At 70.9% G+C, this 15,956-nt stretch carries 15 protein-coding genes; 3 read left to right on the top strand and 12 right to left on the bottom strand.

Annotation, left to right across the window (positions count from 1 at the left end; all coding sequences use genetic code 11):
• Positions 1-8: 8 nt before the first annotated feature.
• From OG524_RS28635 to OG524_RS28670, 8 genes are all read right to left on the bottom strand, one after another.
• Positions 9-737 carry an ABC transporter ATP-binding protein gene (locus OG524_RS28635; protein WP_405811911.1) on the bottom strand — a complete coding sequence of 243 codons (729 nt, stop codon included), beginning with the start codon at positions 735-737 and terminating at the stop codon, positions 9-11.
• Between the two features lie 10 nt (positions 738-747).
• A complete protein-coding gene (locus tag OG524_RS28640) occupies positions 748-1,578 on the bottom strand; it encodes an ABC transporter ATP-binding protein (RefSeq protein ID WP_405811912.1) in 831 nt (276 codons plus the stop codon).
• Complete coding sequence (locus tag OG524_RS28645) at positions 1,575-3,845, bottom strand: ABC transporter permease subunit (protein ID WP_405811913.1); 2,271 nt, start codon at positions 3,843-3,845, stop codon at positions 1,575-1,577. The genes OG524_RS28640 and OG524_RS28645 overlap by 4 nt, the downstream gene beginning before the upstream one ends.
• Before the next feature lies 1 nt (position 3,846).
• A complete protein-coding gene (locus tag OG524_RS28650) occupies positions 3,847-5,049 on the bottom strand; it encodes an ABC transporter substrate-binding protein (RefSeq protein WP_405812510.1) in 1,203 nt (400 codons plus the stop codon).
• Between the two features lie 171 nt (positions 5,050-5,220).
• Positions 5,221-5,625: a roadblock/LC7 domain-containing protein gene (locus OG524_RS28655; protein WP_405387818.1), complete on the bottom strand. Its 405-nt coding sequence runs from the start codon at positions 5,623-5,625 to the stop codon at positions 5,221-5,223.
• Positions 5,622-8,096: a nitrate- and nitrite sensing domain-containing protein gene (locus OG524_RS28660; RefSeq protein ID WP_405387817.1), complete on the bottom strand. Its 2,475-nt coding sequence runs from the start codon at positions 8,094-8,096 to the stop codon at positions 5,622-5,624. The genes OG524_RS28655 and OG524_RS28660 overlap by 4 nt, the downstream gene beginning before the upstream one ends.
• A 531-nt stretch (positions 8,097-8,627) precedes the next feature.
• Positions 8,628-9,836, bottom strand: coding sequence for an SGNH/GDSL hydrolase family protein (locus OG524_RS28665; protein WP_405812511.1), 1,209 nt, complete (start codon positions 9,834-9,836; stop codon positions 8,628-8,630).
• Between the two features lie 33 nt (positions 9,837-9,869).
• The gene (locus tag OG524_RS28670) at positions 9,870-10,451 is read right to left on the bottom strand and encodes a TetR/AcrR family transcriptional regulator (protein ID WP_405811914.1); all 582 of its coding nucleotides are present in this window, start codon (positions 10,449-10,451) and stop codon (positions 9,870-9,872) included.
• A gap of 84 nt (positions 10,452-10,535) precedes the next feature.
• Here OG524_RS28670 and OG524_RS28675 point away from each other — a divergent pair, with 84 nt between their 5' ends.
• Entirely contained in the window at positions 10,536-11,027 is a 492-nt protein-coding gene (locus OG524_RS28675) for an FBP domain-containing protein (RefSeq protein ID WP_405387814.1), read from the top strand.
• Between the two features lie 153 nt (positions 11,028-11,180).
• Here OG524_RS28675 and OG524_RS28680 read toward each other — a convergent pair whose 3' ends face one another.
• The 3 genes from OG524_RS28680 to OG524_RS28690 form a co-directional block, all read right to left on the bottom strand.
• Positions 11,181-11,528, bottom strand: coding sequence for a hypothetical protein (locus OG524_RS28680; RefSeq protein ID WP_405811915.1), 348 nt, complete (start codon positions 11,526-11,528; stop codon positions 11,181-11,183).
• Positions 11,529-11,834: 306 nt separating this feature from the next.
• A complete protein-coding gene (locus tag OG524_RS28685; protein ID WP_405387812.1) occupies positions 11,835-12,023 on the bottom strand; it encodes a hypothetical protein in 189 nt (62 codons plus the stop codon).
• A 184-nt stretch (positions 12,024-12,207) separates the two neighbouring features.
• Positions 12,208-12,867 (bottom strand): RNA polymerase sigma factor, encoded by a 660-nt coding sequence (locus OG524_RS28690; protein ID WP_405387811.1) that lies wholly within the window; start codon positions 12,865-12,867, stop codon positions 12,208-12,210.
• A 734-nt stretch (positions 12,868-13,601) separates the two neighbouring features.
• On the opposite strand from OG524_RS28690, the gene OG524_RS28695 reads away from it, so the two are divergent.
• Both OG524_RS28695 and OG524_RS28700 read left to right on the top strand, forming a co-directional pair.
• Positions 13,602-14,054: a DUF5707 domain-containing protein gene (locus tag OG524_RS28695; RefSeq protein ID WP_405811916.1), complete on the top strand. Its 453-nt coding sequence runs from the start codon at positions 13,602-13,604 to the stop codon at positions 14,052-14,054.
• Between the two features lie 73 nt (positions 14,055-14,127).
• The gene (locus OG524_RS28700) at positions 14,128-14,835 is read left to right on the top strand and encodes a DUF2238 domain-containing protein (RefSeq protein ID WP_405811917.1); all 708 of its coding nucleotides are present in this window, start codon (positions 14,128-14,130) and stop codon (positions 14,833-14,835) included.
• A 293-nt stretch (positions 14,836-15,128) separates the two neighbouring features.
• Here the strand turns inward: OG524_RS28700 and OG524_RS28705 are convergent, their stop codons facing one another.
• On the bottom strand, positions 15,129-15,881 hold the full coding sequence (locus OG524_RS28705; RefSeq protein ID WP_405387807.1) for a transposase family protein: 753 nt from the start codon (positions 15,879-15,881) through the stop codon (positions 15,129-15,131).
• Between the last annotated feature and the right edge of the window lie 75 nt (positions 15,882-15,956).

A 15,956-nucleotide genomic window follows, 5' to 3' on the forward strand; every position in this document is an offset into this window, starting at 1 on the left:
CTCGTGTCTCAGACCGCCGTCGGCGCGAGTTCGAGCGCGGCGTGCAGCGCGGTGGCGTCGGCGCGGGCGTCCTCGCCGTCCATGCGGAGCGTCGTCCGCCCCGAGGTGAGGACCGTGAGCGTCCGTGCGCACTCGGCGGCCCGGGCCGGGCTGGGGGAGACCAGCAGTACGCCGATGCCCTCGTCCGCCAGCGTGGTCACCAACTCGTGGACCTGCCGCACGAGTACGGGCGCGAGGCCCTCGGTCGGCTCGTCGAGCAGCAGCACACGCGGTGAGCCGAGCAGGGCGCGGGCCAGTGCCAGCATCTGCTGTTCGCCGCCGGACAGGTCCGTACCCCTGTTGCCCCGGCGCTCGCCCAGCCGGGGCAACAGCTCCAGGACGCGCGCCGGGGTCCAGACGCTCGGCCGCGTGGTGTCGCCACGGCGCGGCGGGCGGAAGGACAGCCGCAGGTGTTCGTCGACGGTGAGCCCGGCGAACACCCGGCGGCCCTGCGGTACGAGGCCGATCCCGGCCCGGGCGATCCGGTGCGCGGGCTGCCCCGTCACATCGCGGCCGTCGAGGCGTACGGTCCCCGAGCTCGGCCGCGTCAGCCCGGCGACGGTGTGGACGAGGGTGGTCTTGCCGGCGCCGTTGTGGCCGACGACGGCGTGGACCGTGCCGGCGGGCACCGACAGGTCGAGGGCGTGGAGGACGGTGCCCCCGTGGTACCCCGCGGTCAGGGCGGTGAGTTCGAGCATCGGGCGTCGGTCACCCTCTCGCTTCGGTGGCGGACGGGGCGGTGGTCTCGGTCCCCTTGCGAGGGGCGTCCGCCGTGCCCGTGTGGTACGCGTCGCGGACCTCGGGGTGCGCCAGCGCCTCCTGGGTGGGGCCGCTGACGAGCACCCTCCCGGCAGCCAGCACCGTGACGCTCGTGGCGAGTTGGGCGACCACCTCGACATGGTGCTCGACCAGGACGATCGCGACACTCTCCGGCAGGCCACCGAGGATGCCGAGCAGCCGGCCGATGTCGCCGTCGGTCAGACCGGCCGCCGGCTCGTCCAGGAGCAGCAGGCGCGGGTTGCCCGCCAGCGCGGCGGCGAGGTCGAGCATGCGGCGCTGTCCGTGGGAGAGCGTGGAGGCGGGGCGGTGGGCGAGGTCGGCGAGGCCGACCGTCTCCAGATGGTGGCCGGCGGACTCGGTGTGCAGCCGGTGCCGGGACGGTCTGCGCCAGGCGCCGCGGCGCTTCGGATGGTGCGGCCAGCCGGCCAGTACGACGTTGTCCAGCACCGACAACTCGGCTACGACCGACGGCTGCTGGAAGCTTCGCGCGATGCCGAGACGACTGCGCCTGGCCGTGGCCGTACGGGTGATGTCCGCGCCGTCCAGGGCGATGGTGCCGTGGTCGGGCCGGTCGGTGCCCGCGATGAGGTTGAGCAGGGTGGTCTTGCCGGCACCGTTGGGGCCGATGACGGCGTGCCGGGCGCCCACGGGGAGTCGCAGGCTGACGTCGTCGACGGCGGTGAGACTGCCGTACCTGCGGGTGAGGCGCGTGAGGTCCAGCACGGGAACTGCCGGAGCGGTGGTCGGTGCGGGCGTCATGGGGAGACCTTCCCGGCGAGGGTCGGGGTGGGTGCCGTTGACCCGTCGGGCGTCGGTCCGCTCCGGCCGGATCCGCCGCGCAGCCCCGCCAGGCCGTGGGGCAGCAGGTAGACGGTGGCGACGAACAGCACGCCGAGCAGCAGAGGCCCGTGCCCGGGCCACGAACCGGCGACCCAGTCCCGGGTGGTGACGATGAGCCCGGCGCCCGTCAGCGCGCCGATCACGGAAGTCGTACCGCCGATGACCACCGCCAGCAGCGCGAACGCGGCGATCTCGAAGCCGACGTCGGCGGGGGAGAGGTACTGCTGGACGGTGACCATCAGCGACCCGCCCACACCGGCCAATGCGCCGGCGCAGATGTGCGCCACCAGCAGATAGCGCCCCACCGGGTGCCCGGAGGCGCGCATCCGTGCCTCCGCGCCCCGGGTGCCGGTCAGCAGCTTTCCCGCCGGGGAGCGCAGCACGAGCAGGGTGACGGTGACGGCGACGACGGTGACGACGAGCGCGTAGGTGTAGAGCTCGCTCTCCACGACCATCCCCTCCCCGCCCCACAGAGCCTGCGTGGCGGGGAAGCCGACGAGGCCGTCGGCGCCGCCGGTGACGGACTTGAGCTGGTTGACGACCGCGCCGGTGAGCTCGCCGACGGCGAGCGTGATCATGAGTACGGTGGTGCCGCGGGCCCGGACCACGGCGGGTCCCACCACCGCGGAGAAGACCGCGGCCGCGAGCGCCGAGAGGACGATCTGGACGGGGCCCACGGTCCACCCGGCGTCCGCGAGGTTAGCGGTGGCGTACGCGCCCACGGCGAACGGCGCGGTCTGCCCGAGCGTGGGCAGTCCGGCGTAGCCGGTGAGGACGGTGACACTGACCGCCAGCAGCCCCAGGGCCAGGGCGGAACCGGCCAGCGAGATGCTGTACGCGTCGAGCAGCCACGGCAGTGCGATCAGCACCACGAGCAGGACGAGCAACGGAACGGCCTGCCGCGACGCCACCCCGCGGGGCAACCGGCCGCTCGCCGCGAACACGCTCCTGCCCCGGCCCTTGCGGGGCGCGGGGGGCGTATCCGACGGGTCGGTGCCCGTCCCGCCCTCGCGCGGCGGCAGGGCCGCACCCGACGTGCGACTGTCCGGCCCTCCTTCGTCGGGCGCCGCAGCCGCACCCGACGGGTCGGTGTCCGCCCCGTCCTCGCCGGGTGCCGGGCCCGTCCCCCACGTGCGGCTGTCCGTCCCGCCCTCGCGAGGCGCCAGGGCCGCACCCGACGTGCCACTGTCCGGCCCCCCTTCGTCGGGCGCCGCAGCCGCCCCCTCAACCCCCGCCGCCGCGCTCGGCCGTCGGAGCCTGGTGGCGAGGTGGCGGCGGAGTCGGTCGACGGGGTCCGGGGACGGGTCCTCCGGGCCGTGCGCGGTGGCCGGTTCCGCGAAGCGGGAGCGCAGCACCAGCACCGCCGCCATCGCGGCGAAGAGCAGGTACGGCGCCAGGTCGGGCACCAACGAGACACCCAGGGTCTGCACCTCGCCCACGGCGACCGCCGCCGCGAGCGTCGCCCACAGCGAGCGCAGCCCGCCGAGCACGACCACCACGAGGGACAGCATCAGCACGTTCTCGGACGTACCGGGCCCGGGGCCGATGATCGGTGCCCCGAGCACACCCGCCGCCCCGGCCAGCGCGCCCGCCGCCGCGAGGACGCCGGTGTGCACCGCCCGGGGGTTGTGACCGGTGGTCGCGAGCATCTGCGGGTCGTCCGCGGCGGCCCGTACCGCCGCGCCCATACGGGTCCGGGTCAGCACCCACGTACCGAATGCGGCGAGCAGCACGGCCATGACGATGAAGCCGAGCCGGTACGCGGGGTAGCGGTGGCCCAGCAGCGTCACCGAGGAGTCGAGCGCCTCCGGGACGCGCACGGGAAGTTCGTCCGCCCCGAAGAGCTGGATGAGCAGATCGCCGCCGACCAGGGCGAGCCCGAACGTCAGCAGTGCCTGCGCGAGATGCCCACGCCGGGCGAGCGGAGCCGTCGCCGCCGACAGACCCGCCCCGGCGACGCACGCCGCGGCGGTCCCGGCGGCCAGCCCGAGAACGAGACCGCCCCAGGTCCCGTCACTCAGCTCGGCGCCCGTGTAGGCGCCGATCGCGTACAGCATGCCGTGCGAAAGATTCAGCACGCCCGCGGTGCCGAACGCGAGACTCAGGCCGGCGGCGACCACGAACAGCAGCAGCCCGAAGGCCACCCCGTCCACCGCCGGTACGAGGTGGGCGTCGAGGAGATCCATGTCAGCTGCCGAGCGTCGCCAGATCCTGGACCATGACGTTGGCGAGTTGGGCCCCGTCCGGCCGCACCTGGCGCAGGTACCAGGTCTGCACCGGCGAGTGGGCCTTGTCGCCGAACTCCCAGGCGCCGCGCGGGCTGTCGATCTGGCCCAGCCCCGCGATGGCCTTGTTGATGGTCTGCGGCGTCACGTCGCCGTCCTTCGCCGCGTCGGCGATCGCCTTGTCCAGCACGGAGGCCGCGTCGTACGACGCCATCGCGTACGTGGTGGGCTGCGTGTCGTGCTCGGCCGTCCAGTCGGCGGCGAACGTGCGGTTGGCCTCGTTGTCGAGGTCGGCCGCGTAGTTCAGGACGGAGTAGATGTCCTTCGCCGCGGGGCCCTGGGCCTGCAGCACGCTGCCCTCGGTGACGAAGGCCGTGTACAGCGGCAGATCGGCGATGTCCGACTGGGCGTACTGCTTGGCGAAGTCGATCGCGGCCTTGCCCGCGTAGAAGCAGTACACCGCCTTGGCGTCCGTCCTGGCGATCTCGGCGAAGTACGGCATGAAGTTGGTCGTCTTCGGGAACGGCGTCCAGGTGGTCTTGCCGTCGGGGTTGGCGAGCCTGCCCTTGACGCGCTTGAACTCGTCGGTGAAGCCACGCAGTTCGTCGTAGCCGCCCTGGTAGTCGGGACCGATCGCGTAGACCGGCCCGTCGACCTTCTCCTTGACGTACGGGGCGATGGCCTTGCCCGGCTCGTCGGAGAGGAAGCTCGTCGTCCACACGTATTCGAGGTTCTTGACGGGCGGGCGGCCGTTCGACCCGAGGAAGGGGATCCTGGCCTGGTTGACCAGCGGCAGCACCGCGTTGACCGAAGCACCGCTGACGAGACCCGTCAGCACGTCGACCTTGTCCTTCTTCACCAGCTTCGTGGCCGCGGGTACGGCGGTCGGCGGACCGTCGCCCTCGTCCGCCACGATGAGCTCCACCTCACGGCCGCCCAGTTTGTTGCCATGGGTTTCCAGATACAGCTCGAAGCCGGCCCGCAGCTCGGTGCCGACCGGCTCGTAGGTGCCGGACAGGGAGGCCACCAGGCCCACCTTCACGGTGTCGCCGCCGGCACCGCTGTCGCTGCTGCAACCGGTGACGGCCGCCAGACCGAGGGCGAGTGCGGCGGCTCCGGCCGACCGGAATCCGCGACGGCGGGGACTCGATATGTCGAAGTACATGAGGGCTCTCATCAGGAGTGTGGATCGGAACGGGCGGGGCTGGCTGTGGAGCGGGCTCGGCACGACGCACGGCGACGAGCCGGGTGACACGAGTGGTTCACGTCGTACGGACGGGGCCGGGGGTGCGGCCGTACGGGACCGAGGCACCTTTGCTCGGCCGCACCCCGGGGGTCAGCGCGCCGGCGGCAGACTCGGATCGCGGACCTGGGGCGACAGGGAGTCACCGACCTGGTTGATCAGTTCGGACATCATGTAGCTGACCTCACCGATGTCCGCGTCCCTGGTGGTGGTCACGAGCAGCGACGCGCCGCTGGAGACGGCCATCGAGAACATGTAACCGCCCTCCATCGCGGTGAGGCTGTGCTCCACGGGGTCGGTGCCGGTCAACTGGGCTGCGGCGGAAAGCAGGTTGACGACACCGGACGCGATGGCGGCCAGCCGCTCGGCGTCGTCACGCTCCACACCGGTGTAAGCCAGCGCGAGTCCGTCCACGGACACGGCTATCGCCTGGGTGACTTCCGGGATGCGCCCGGCGAAACCGCTCAGGATCCAGCTCAGGTCGGTGGGAGAGGTCATTTCTCGGTCCGTTCGGTGTTGTCGTCCGCGGCGGAACGCCCACGGTGATTCGTGCTCCTGTTGATTCCCTGGGCATAGGCCGCCAGGACGTCGGAGACCTGCCGGGAGTCCCGGCGGCGGGGCGACGGCCTCGGAGCGGTGGCCCCGGGACGCTGTTCGGCGCCTTCCCGCCTGCCCAGGGTGGGCCATTGCTCGGCCGTTCTGCGCTGCCGCACGGGCAGCCCCGAGGAGCTGACCCCGGCGACGCGCGACTCCGGTTCGTCGTGCACGGGATGCGGCGCAGGCGTGGTGCCGTGCTCCCGCCCACGCGGTTCGGCGCCCGGTCCGCCACCGACCGGCGTGTCCCGCTCGCCCGCGCCCCGGTTCACCCCCGGTGCTCCGCCCGGCCTGTGGTCACCGGCCGGTGACCCGCCCCGGCCCGGGCCGACACCCGCACCGACGGGAGTGCCGTTGCGGTCGGGCCACGCGCCCGCCCCGGCCGGCTGCCGGCGCCCCGGCTGGGTGATCGGACGGGGCGCCTCGTAGTGGACGTCGTTGTCACCGTCCCCGCCGAGCGCACCCGGCGGCCGCGGCGCGGCTTCCTGCGGTGCCAGGGCCAGCACCTTCGCGGGCAGCGTGACCTCGGCGATGGTGCCAGGACCGGACGAGTCGCGCAGCTCGACAACGATGCCGTGGCGCGCCGCGAGCCGTGCCACCACGTGCAGCCCCATGGACCGTACGTCGCCGATACCCGCCTGCGGTTCGAGCAGTGTGGCGTTGTGGACCGCCCGGCGTTCCGCAGGGATGCCCACCCCTTCGTCGACGATCTGCACGACGGCCCGGTCCCACAGCCGCCAGACGGCGACTCCGACCTGTTTGTCGGGAGGCGAGAAACGGGTCGCGTTGTCGAGCAGTTCCGCCAGGATGTGCGCCACGTCGTGCACGGCGCGGGCGGTGACGCCGATTCCCGACTCGACCGCGCCGAGGGACACCCGGTCGAACCGCTCGATCTGCTGGGCGGCGGCCATAATGACGGTGGAGCAGCCGACATCGGCCGAGCGCACCCGGGCGTTCCCGTAACCACCCAGCACCAGGAGGTTGTTGGTGTTGCGCTCCATGCGGATGGCGAGGTGGTCGAGAGCGAAGAGCGTCTTCATGCGCACGGGATCGGCCTCGTCGCGCTGCACCGTGTCCAGCTCGGACACCATGACGGCGGTCAGTTGCGCACCCCTGCGCGCGACACCCACCAGCGTCTCGGCGAACTGCTCATGGATGTGGGCCTGTTGGGCCGCAAGGCGGACGGCCTCGTGGTGGACGGCGTTGAACGCCTCACCGACCTCCCCGATCTCGTCGTCGCCGGTGGTCCTGACCGGGTTGCCCGTCCGCTCGGCCACCTCTTCGGGTGTCGCTCCGCTCAGCGCGCCCGGCCGGGACAGCTCACTCATCACGGCGGGCAGCCCGGTGTGGGCGACCTCGTGCGCGGCGTTGCGCAGTTCGCGCAGCCGCCGGATCATGACGTGCCCCAGACGGATCGCGACGACGACCGCGCCGATCAGGGTCAGCACCACCAGGGCGACCTCCGCCCCGGCCGTCCACATGAGCGTGGTGCGGGCGTCGGAGACCTGGGCGAGGACGGACTCGTCGATCCGCTGTTCCACCGAACGCAGCATCGTCTGACGGTCGTCGGAGGCCTTCTGCCACTCCTGCGGGGTGACCGTGATGTCCTTGCCGGTGCCCGTGCGCCCGATCTCGTCCTCCAGGCGCCGGGCCTCCAGGGCCCTCGCTCCGGAGAGGGTGCGCTCCAGCCATGTCCGCCACTCGCCGGGGCCGAGGTCGAACATGACACCGGTCGAATCGGTGTAGCCCAGACGGCCGGCGTCGAAGGTCCTTTGCGAGGCGGTCGTGAAGCCGCCCGCGGCCTGTGCCCGCATCACCGTGACCTGCTGCTGGGCCGTGTGCTCGGCAGCCTCGGACAGGGCGGCGGCCGCGCGGATCCGGTCCGCGATGTCGGCGTCGACGCCGTCCGCCTGCGCGATGCCGTCGCGGTAGCCGTTGAGGTCGGCGATCACGATCCGGTAGCCGAAGGCGAGCGCGGAGATGGTGCTGCTGCCCGAGCGCACCTGGGTGCGGAGGCCGGGCATTTCGTCGATGAAGCGCTCGATACGGTCCAGAGCGCCCTGCGCGCTGCCGGGTACCGAGGAGAGGCGTTCGGTCCGGCTGCGGAATTCGGCGATGCTCTTGTCGGTCGCCTCGGCACGTAACCGGAACGCGTCCGCGTCTCCGTTCCCGGAGACCAGGGCGGTGGCTGCCGCCCGTTCACGCTGTAACTGGTGGGTCAACTCGCCCGCACCGGCGGCGGCATCGACCATCGCGGTTAACCGGTCGGCCTGTAAAGCCTGGTTGGTCGCGGGTGCGAGGGCCAGGACCGAGAACGTGACGGCCACGGTGAGGGGCGCGGTGACGAGAAGGACAAGGCGACGGTTGATTTTCACTGCACGGCTCCGTGACCGGAACCGGTGCTGAGTATCGGTGGCACGCAGATACCTGTTAACGGGTTGTGGGGAAGTGTGGTGCGGACATCGGCACATCGACTGCCCCGTCGTCGGGACGGGACAAGGCGTGCGGGTGAGGGTGTGCGGGTGTGAGGGTGGGGAAAGGGGGCTGACGGGGCAGAGGGGCCCCGGTGGCGCGGCATGATCCTATGCCGTAGTGCGGAGCTCCCGACGGGTGAACCTCCGAATAAGTCTGCGCATCAATCGCATGGAGATCGACCAACTTCTGTCACAAGTGTGCCTACGACAAAGGCTCTTGGGGTCGTGCGGGAGGAGTGGAGCCGTCCGGGCCGACCCTGCCTGACCAGCGGTCCGGCACCTGGTGAGCGGATCGCGGAGCTCCGCGGAACGGCTCACCAAGCCGCCCACGGAGTGCTCCTGCGCGCCGCCTTGACCACCCGCCCGCCGCCTGAATGTCGTTGCGGAAAGGTTAGATGCCCCGTTGTTGCCGATGGTTATCGGCGCGCGGGCTCAGCGGCTCCTCGTAGCGAAAGGTCCGCCGTCGAAGGCGAGGCGGGCGAAGCGTTCGCCGATGCGCAGGTGGGCGGCGGGGTCCGGGTGCAGGCCGTCGGGCAGCGGCAGTTCGGCCTCCTCGGCCGCGCCGTAGAGGTCGAGGCCATGGAGGTGGTGCAGGTCCGGGTCGGTGACGGCACGCTCCTCGACGATACGGGCCAGTTCCTCCCGGATCACGTTGAGCGTGAGCTTCCCCGTCGCCCTGTCCGCGGGATCGCCGGTGGCTACGAACCGTAGCCGTCCCTCGCTCAGCTCGCTGAAGTCCGTGGCGGTGGGACCCGGTGTGTCCTCGTGGAGGGCGCAGTGGACGGGTGAGACGACGATCAGCGGGGTGGTGGGGTGGCCGTCACGGATGGTGTCGAGGAAACCGTGGACGGCCGGGCCGAACGCCCGCAGCCGCATCAGGTCGGTGTTGACGAAGTTGATGCCGGTCTTGACGCTGATCAGGTCGGCGCGGGTGTCACGCATGGCGCGGGCGGTGAACGGGTCGAGCAGAGCACTGCCGCTGAATCCCATGTTGACCAGCTCCACCCTGCCCAGCGCGGCAGCCACGGCGGGCCAGGTCCCGGTCGGGGCCGTGGCGTTGGAGCCGTGGCTGATGGAACTGCCGTGGTGCAGCCAGACCTTGCGGCCGCCGTCCGGCGGTACGTGCACGGGGGCGTCGGTGCGCAGGGCGGCCAGTTGGGTGGTCTCGTCGTGCGGCAACCAGATCTCGACGTCCTTCGCGTGATCCGGCAGGCCGCTGAACCGCAGGGTCTCCACCGGCCCGGACCGGGTCCGCGCGGTCCCGGAAGCCAGGTCGACGGTGAGCGTGTCACCCTCGGCCGCGCAGGCCCGGCTTGCGAGCCGCCCGTCGACGAGGAGCTCGTACACCCCGTCGGGGACTGGCGGCGCTCCCACGTAGATCCGCTTGGTGGCCACGACGTCCAGCTCGACGGCCGTGGCCCGGGTCCGGAAGACCAGCCGCACACCGGAGGGCTGCGACTCCGCCATGGCCGGCTGCCCGTCGGGGATCTGCTGCCGGGCGCGCGCGGGCAGCAGGTGGGGCAGTACACCGCGTTCGGTGCGCTCCAGGTCGACGGCGCCGCGCAGGAGGTCAGCGGTGACGGGGGTGGTGGTCCAGGCGCGCTCGGTGTCCGTGGCGCCGGTCTCCTCGGTCGAGGGCAGTGACGGGTGAGGCCGCCAAAAAAAGAGGGGTGATCAGGAGGTGGTGGGCCAGGTACGCAGGAGGACGTCGAGGGCGTCGAGGATCTCGGTCCAGCTCTCCTGCGAGTCGGGGGCGCTGTGGCTGAACCCGCCGGCCGTCTCCAGGCCGACGTATCCACTGAAGACGCTGCCCAGCAGCCGCACGGCGTGCGTCTGGTGCGGTTCGGCCAGGTCGTATCCGCGCAGGATCGCCCGCGTCATCTGTGCGTGCCGGACGCCCGCACTGGCCGCCGCCGTCTCCGGGTCGAGCCGGAACCGGGCGGCGGCGAAGCGCCCCGGGTGTGCGAGGGCGTAGTCGCGGTAGACGTTCGCGAAAGCGGTCAGGGCGTCCTTGCCGGCCCGCCCGGCCACCGCGGTGGAGACCTGGTCGGCGAGCTCCTCCAGGGCGAGCAGGGCGATCCTGGTCTTGAGGTCGTGGGCGTTCTTCACGTGCGAGTACAGGCTCGCCGTCCTGACACCGAACCGCCGGGCCAGCTCCGCGGGGGTCGCCTGCTCGAAGCCGATCTCGTCGGCGAGCTCCGCGCCGGCCCGGACCAGGCGCTCCGTGGTCAGTCCTGCCCGTCCACCCTGTGCCATGCGCATCCTCCGAATCACGTCTCACCCTTGCCATCGATCATTATGTATTTGCCTAATCGTTTTAGGCAAATTAGCGTGTCACGTATGAAGTCGTTGACTGAGCAAGAGATCCGTAGCGCGTTCGTGAACTGCACCAAGGGCGAGGCCAAGCGCCTGGCGGTCCCCCGCGACCTGGCCGAGCGGTGCTGGGACGACCTGGACTTCCTGGGCTGGCGAGATCCCCAGGCCCCCGACCGGGCCTACCTCGTGATCGAGCTGGACGGCCGCCCCGTCGGCGTCCAGTTGCGCTCCTCCGGCACCGGCTCCTGGCAGACACGGCGCAGCATGTGCTCGGTGTGCGTGACCATCCACACCGGGGGCGTCTCCCTGATGGTCGCGCCGAGGTCCGGGAAGGCCGGGCAGCAGGGCAATTCGGTCGGCGTCTACATGTGCAGCGACCTGGCCTGTTCCCTCTACGTACGCGGGAGGAAGGACGCGGGCGTGGGCGGACGCCTCCAGGAGTCCCTCACCCTGGAGGAGAAGGTGGGGCGGACCGTGGCGAACCTCGCCGCGTTCATCGCCAAGGTGACCGCCTGACCGGAGCGTGTGACATGACGGCGGACAGCACGAACGGGCCTCGCCGACGTCGACCACTCCCGGGAGTGGCCCGAAGTCAGCCCTACGAGGCTCGCCTCCGCCCTGGCCAAGCTCGGTGATCCGGCGGCGAAGGCGTGCGCGACCGGGCCCTGGCTACCTGGACGGCCGCAGCATCACCGCGAGCGCCCAGAACGCCCCGGCGGCGCTGAGCGTGTCGGCCGCCTGCTGGTGGCCATGGGCGAACATCACGGCGCTCGCGAGGAAGGCCAGGGTGCCGAGCACCGCACAGCCGACACGGAACGGCACCTGCGCGTTCCGTACGACGCGGCGGTACATCTCGGCCCGGCGGGCGCGGCGCAGCCGGCGTACCTCGCGACGGGCGGCCCACGTCTCCGCCTCGCGGAGGCCGAGTTCGCGCCTCGCCTCGATCAGGAGGGTGACGGCCTCGACCTCGGCGGCCTCGACCTGGCGGTTCGCGTACGGCTCGGGCAGGGTGTTCATGGGACTCCTCCAAGGAGCACTGCCGGGATGCGGCGAAGCCGTGCCTCACTCGAACTCCGCGGCGACAGTGCGGTGTTGTCCTGTCTCTCGATAGGAGGAGCCGGACGCCTCATGTGCATCAAAGGCGTCCGGCTCTGTCGATGTCCCCCGTCACAGCCTTGACGTTCCCCCGGAACTCCAAGGCGTTGACGCATCAGTCACCTCAGTCGCAACCCCGCTCCGCCGACTGAGCGGGGGCGCGGTGCGGACGCGTACAGCTGCTCGGCCGCTTCGATCGGCCGGGACGCCGAGGCATCCGTGTCCCGCTCATGCTTCCTGCGGGTCCAGTGTCCGTGCCCCGTTGCCCACGGACCGGGCCGTGCCGTTCCCCCCGTCGGCACGCCTCCCCGGAACATCCTGGTCCGCTCGAATCGGCAGCCAGGACATCACGGCGATCAGTGTCCGGTCGTACAGCCGGTACACCGACCCCCAGAGCGCGGCCACAAGTACGATCACCCACCGCCCCACGTTGTGCATAGCCCCCCCAGACTCGTTGTTCATCTGATTCCAACTTCCTCATTCGGGTCTGCGCAGTTGCTCTCTGCGCAGCTCTGGGCCTGATGTCGGACGGCCCACTCGGGGCCGCGTCCGTACGCGGCGGCGGTCGTACGGACGCGGACCGTAGAAGGCATTCCGGGCTTCAGTCGGTGACGCCCAGCCGCGTGTGCACCTGCTTCTTGACGTCGGGCTTCCGCATCTCCCGGCGCGCCCTGCTGGCGCGATTGCGCACCATGGTGTGTGTCGTGCCCGTCAGCTCGGCGACGAACCTGGAGTCGAGGCCGTACGCGTCGACGAGGATCACCGCCTCCGCCTGCGCCGGAGTCACCAGCCCTTCGAGCTCCTTGGCGAGACGCCGGGCGCGCTCGTGCAGGTCCGCCAGGTTGTGCGGCACATGCGCGTCGTCCGCCGCCTCGACGCGGACGTCCTGACCCAGGACGGTCAGCGTGTGTTCCTTCATCCGGTCGATGTACCGTGCCACTTCGCGGCTGTGGACCACGCCCAGGTAAGCGCTCATGCGGTCCACCGGTCCGTGGTCCCTCAGTGTCCGCCACACCGCGAGAAGCACGATCTGCCAGATGTCCTCGGCGTGCTCCTTCGTGAGCCGCTTCCGAGTCATGAAGAACCAGCGGTCGCCGAGCGCGAGCGCCTCGTGCCACTGCTCGGCGGCCTCCGGTGAGAGTTGCTCCTCTCCGGTGCCGCCGATGACCTGGAGAACTCCATGACGGGGGCCGAACAGATCCGGTCGGAAGTACTTGAGCAGCCCCGGGAGTTTGCCGGGCCTGCCATCCTGCTGAGCCATCGCGCTCCTCGATCGCACGCGAGCCGGTCCCGCGGACCTGATGGGCTCGCCTCTCTGCGCTGTCCTCCATAAGGAGGCGTCGATCTCGCGAACTGCATCCGCCTTTTGAAGATTCTTTACGACGACACCGGGTGCCATGGTCCTCCCAGATAAATGACGGCGGGCCAGGAGTGCGCTGACCGACGGGTGTTCGGCGCGGACAGCCCGGATCCGTTCGCCGCCGGCTGTCGGCCAGGCCCTCCCGATCCGCTGAAACTACGGGCGCCGTACACTCTCCGCACTCGTACGCTGACCCAGCGTACGAGCCTTCCGTCTGGTGCACCGACATACGCCCAGGGTGCCGACTCGGCTGCTGCCGCCGCCCCCCTGATCGCGGCGAGTGTGACCGCCCCGGCGCCAGGACTGCGGCACCGCACAGGGCGGGCCTGGCTCCGAGCCGGTAACGCCGATCCTGTCGTCGGCGCGGGTCTGCGAGCCGGATCCAGCTCGGACACCTTGATCATCAGGGGTCGTGGTCTGCTTTCACCACTCCGGCACCCCAGACAACCCGCCCACTTGAGGGTAAACGTGACGTCCCGTCACGCGAGTCCGCACGAAATCTGGGCCTACTCAGGCTGAGTTGAGTAGTCGCACTCAGGCCCGGCAGGCCGCTGCGCGGCGAGTATCGGTGCAGAGGCGCCGCCCACCGAGTGGCCCGGACCGATCCAGTGCTTAAGACAGTTACGGAGAATCTCATGTCCCGACGTATCGCTCTGTCAGTCGCCGCCGGTGTTCTCGCCCTCGGTGGTGCCGGGGCCTTCGCTCTGGCCCACGCCGGGGAGCAGCCTCTGGCCCTGGCGCACAGTGATGCCCGCTACACCGCTCCCGAGGGCGACCGTGACGGCTCGCTGACCTTCGCCACCGACGTCACGGCGTCCTCCGGCGTCAAGAGCGTGAAGGTACTGGCCTGGCCGGAGAACTCGTCCCTCGCCAAGGAGGAGCTGACCACCAAGGACATGGCCACTGCGGAGCCGGCCGTCTGCAAGCCTGCCGGACAGGAGACCGTGCGCTGCACCTACACCACCAGGATCACCGGCTCCGACGCCGAGTCATCCCCGCGCGGCGCCTGGCACGTTGCCGTCCTGGCCACTGCGCAGGACGGCACCACAACCCTGGACACCAAGTCGGCCGGCTTCACCCGGCGGTAGATGAGCAGCCGTGCTGATGCCGAGACCTTGGGAGCCACCCGAGGATGATGTCCACCAACACAGGGAGCCAGCCATGTCCGCCGATTCCACCGCCGTCGGCCCGACGGCTGAACCACAGCCGGTCACCGGTCAGGCGAGAGCTCGCCTCACCAGACATCGGCTGCCCGTCGTACTGGTGGCCGTCGTCGCGGGCGCGCTCACGGTGTCGGCGTGGCACCCGAAGGACCCCACCACCTGGCTGCTGGAAACTGTCTGGGTGATGTTGGGCCTGCCGTTGGCGGTCCTGCTGCGCAAGCGGTTCCCGCTCAGCGATCTGTTGTGCTGTCTGCTGGCCGCGCACGCCCTGGTCCTCATCGTGGGCGGCCACTACACCTACGCGGAGGTGCCCGCGGGTGACTGGGTACGGGACTGGTTCGGCCTGGAACGCAACCCCTACGACCGCTTCGGCCACCTCATGCAGGGATTCGTCCCGGCGATCCTGGTCCGGGAACTCCTCGTCCGCACCTCGCCGCTGCGCGGCAGCCGATGGCTGGCCCCGTTGACGGTCTGCGCCTGCCTCGCCTTCAGCGCGGTCTTCGAGATGCTGGAGTGGGTGGCGGCCGTGACGGGAGGGCAGGCGGCCGACGCGTTCCTGGCCACCCAGGGCGATGTGTGGGACACCCAGTGGGACATGTTCTGCGCGCTGATCGGCGCCGCGTGCTCGCTGCTGATCCTCAGCCGCGTGCACGACCGTCACCTCGCCCGCCTTGAGCGGACGACGCTTGCCCCGACCAGTTCCTGATCACCCTGAGCGTGCTCGCAGACCTCCTGCCCAGGAGTCCCGGCAGAGTCGGGAGTCCTGGCCAGGGGCAAGGAGCCAGGAGCCGTCGGCCGAACGGACCTTCCGCAGCATCTGGTCGATCAACGGCTCGGGGGCGCACTGCGCAAGGACCGCGATGCGTGGAAGAAGACGATCGAGGCCGCGGGCGGCCGATGGGCGCTGGTGCATCTCCCCGCCGCGAAGGCGGAGCTGCGGCGCCTGAACGAGCGCAACCAGCGCGCCGGCGCCAACGCACTGAGCCTTTTCCATCTTGATCAGGTGGCGAGTTCGAGTGCGACGACGGCACGGACGACGGCGGTGATCCGGGTGGTGCTGCAGCGGAGCTTCCTCAGGAGGCGCCAGAATTTGAGGGTGGCCATGGCGCGTTCGCCGAGGCTGCGGATCTTGGCGTGATCGCGGTTGTGACGACGACGCCAGCCACGCAGGTTCTTGCCCCGGAACGGGACGCGGACAGCAGGGCCTGCGCCCTGATACGCCTTGTCAGCCCAGCACTTGACGTCGTCAGCGGCGAGAGCGGCGGGAATGCCGTGGGTCCGGGCCGCGGTCAGATCGTGCACGGCTCCGGGTAGCACGTCCGAGGCCCAGATCAGGCGGCCGACTGGATCCGCGAGGACCTGCACGTTCATCCCGTGGTGCTTCTTCTTCCCCGAGTAGCACGGCTGGTCGGCGGCGATGCGGTCGATCGGCAGCACGGTGCCGTCGAGGATCACGTACGCCTTCTTCCGCACCGTCGTCATGGCCTGTTCCAGCGTGGGCGCGAGAGCGGCCAGGAGGTCGACGGCCTCGCGTATGTACCGGTGGACCGTCGCGATCCCGACACGGAAACCTGCTGCGAGGCGGGCGTAGGTGTCGCCGCAGCGCAGGTAGGCCAGGACGAGCACGGCCTGCCGGCCACAGGTCAGGCGCCGCCACCGGGAGCCGATCCGACGACGGTGGCCTGCGAGGAGACCGGATAGGTGCTGCAGAGTGCGGCTGGACAGATCGATACCGGACGGGTAGACAAGCACGCGAAAGCTCCTGGCAGACTGGTGATCTTGGTCGAAATCCCACCCACCGGGGGCTTCACCCTGTTGTCAGCCCCA

Origin of the sequence: Streptomyces sp. NBC_01520, assembly GCF_045040375.1 — a bacterium.
In the GTDB taxonomy this organism is placed as follows: Bacteria; Actinomycetota; Actinomycetes; order Streptomycetales; family Streptomycetaceae; genus Streptomyces.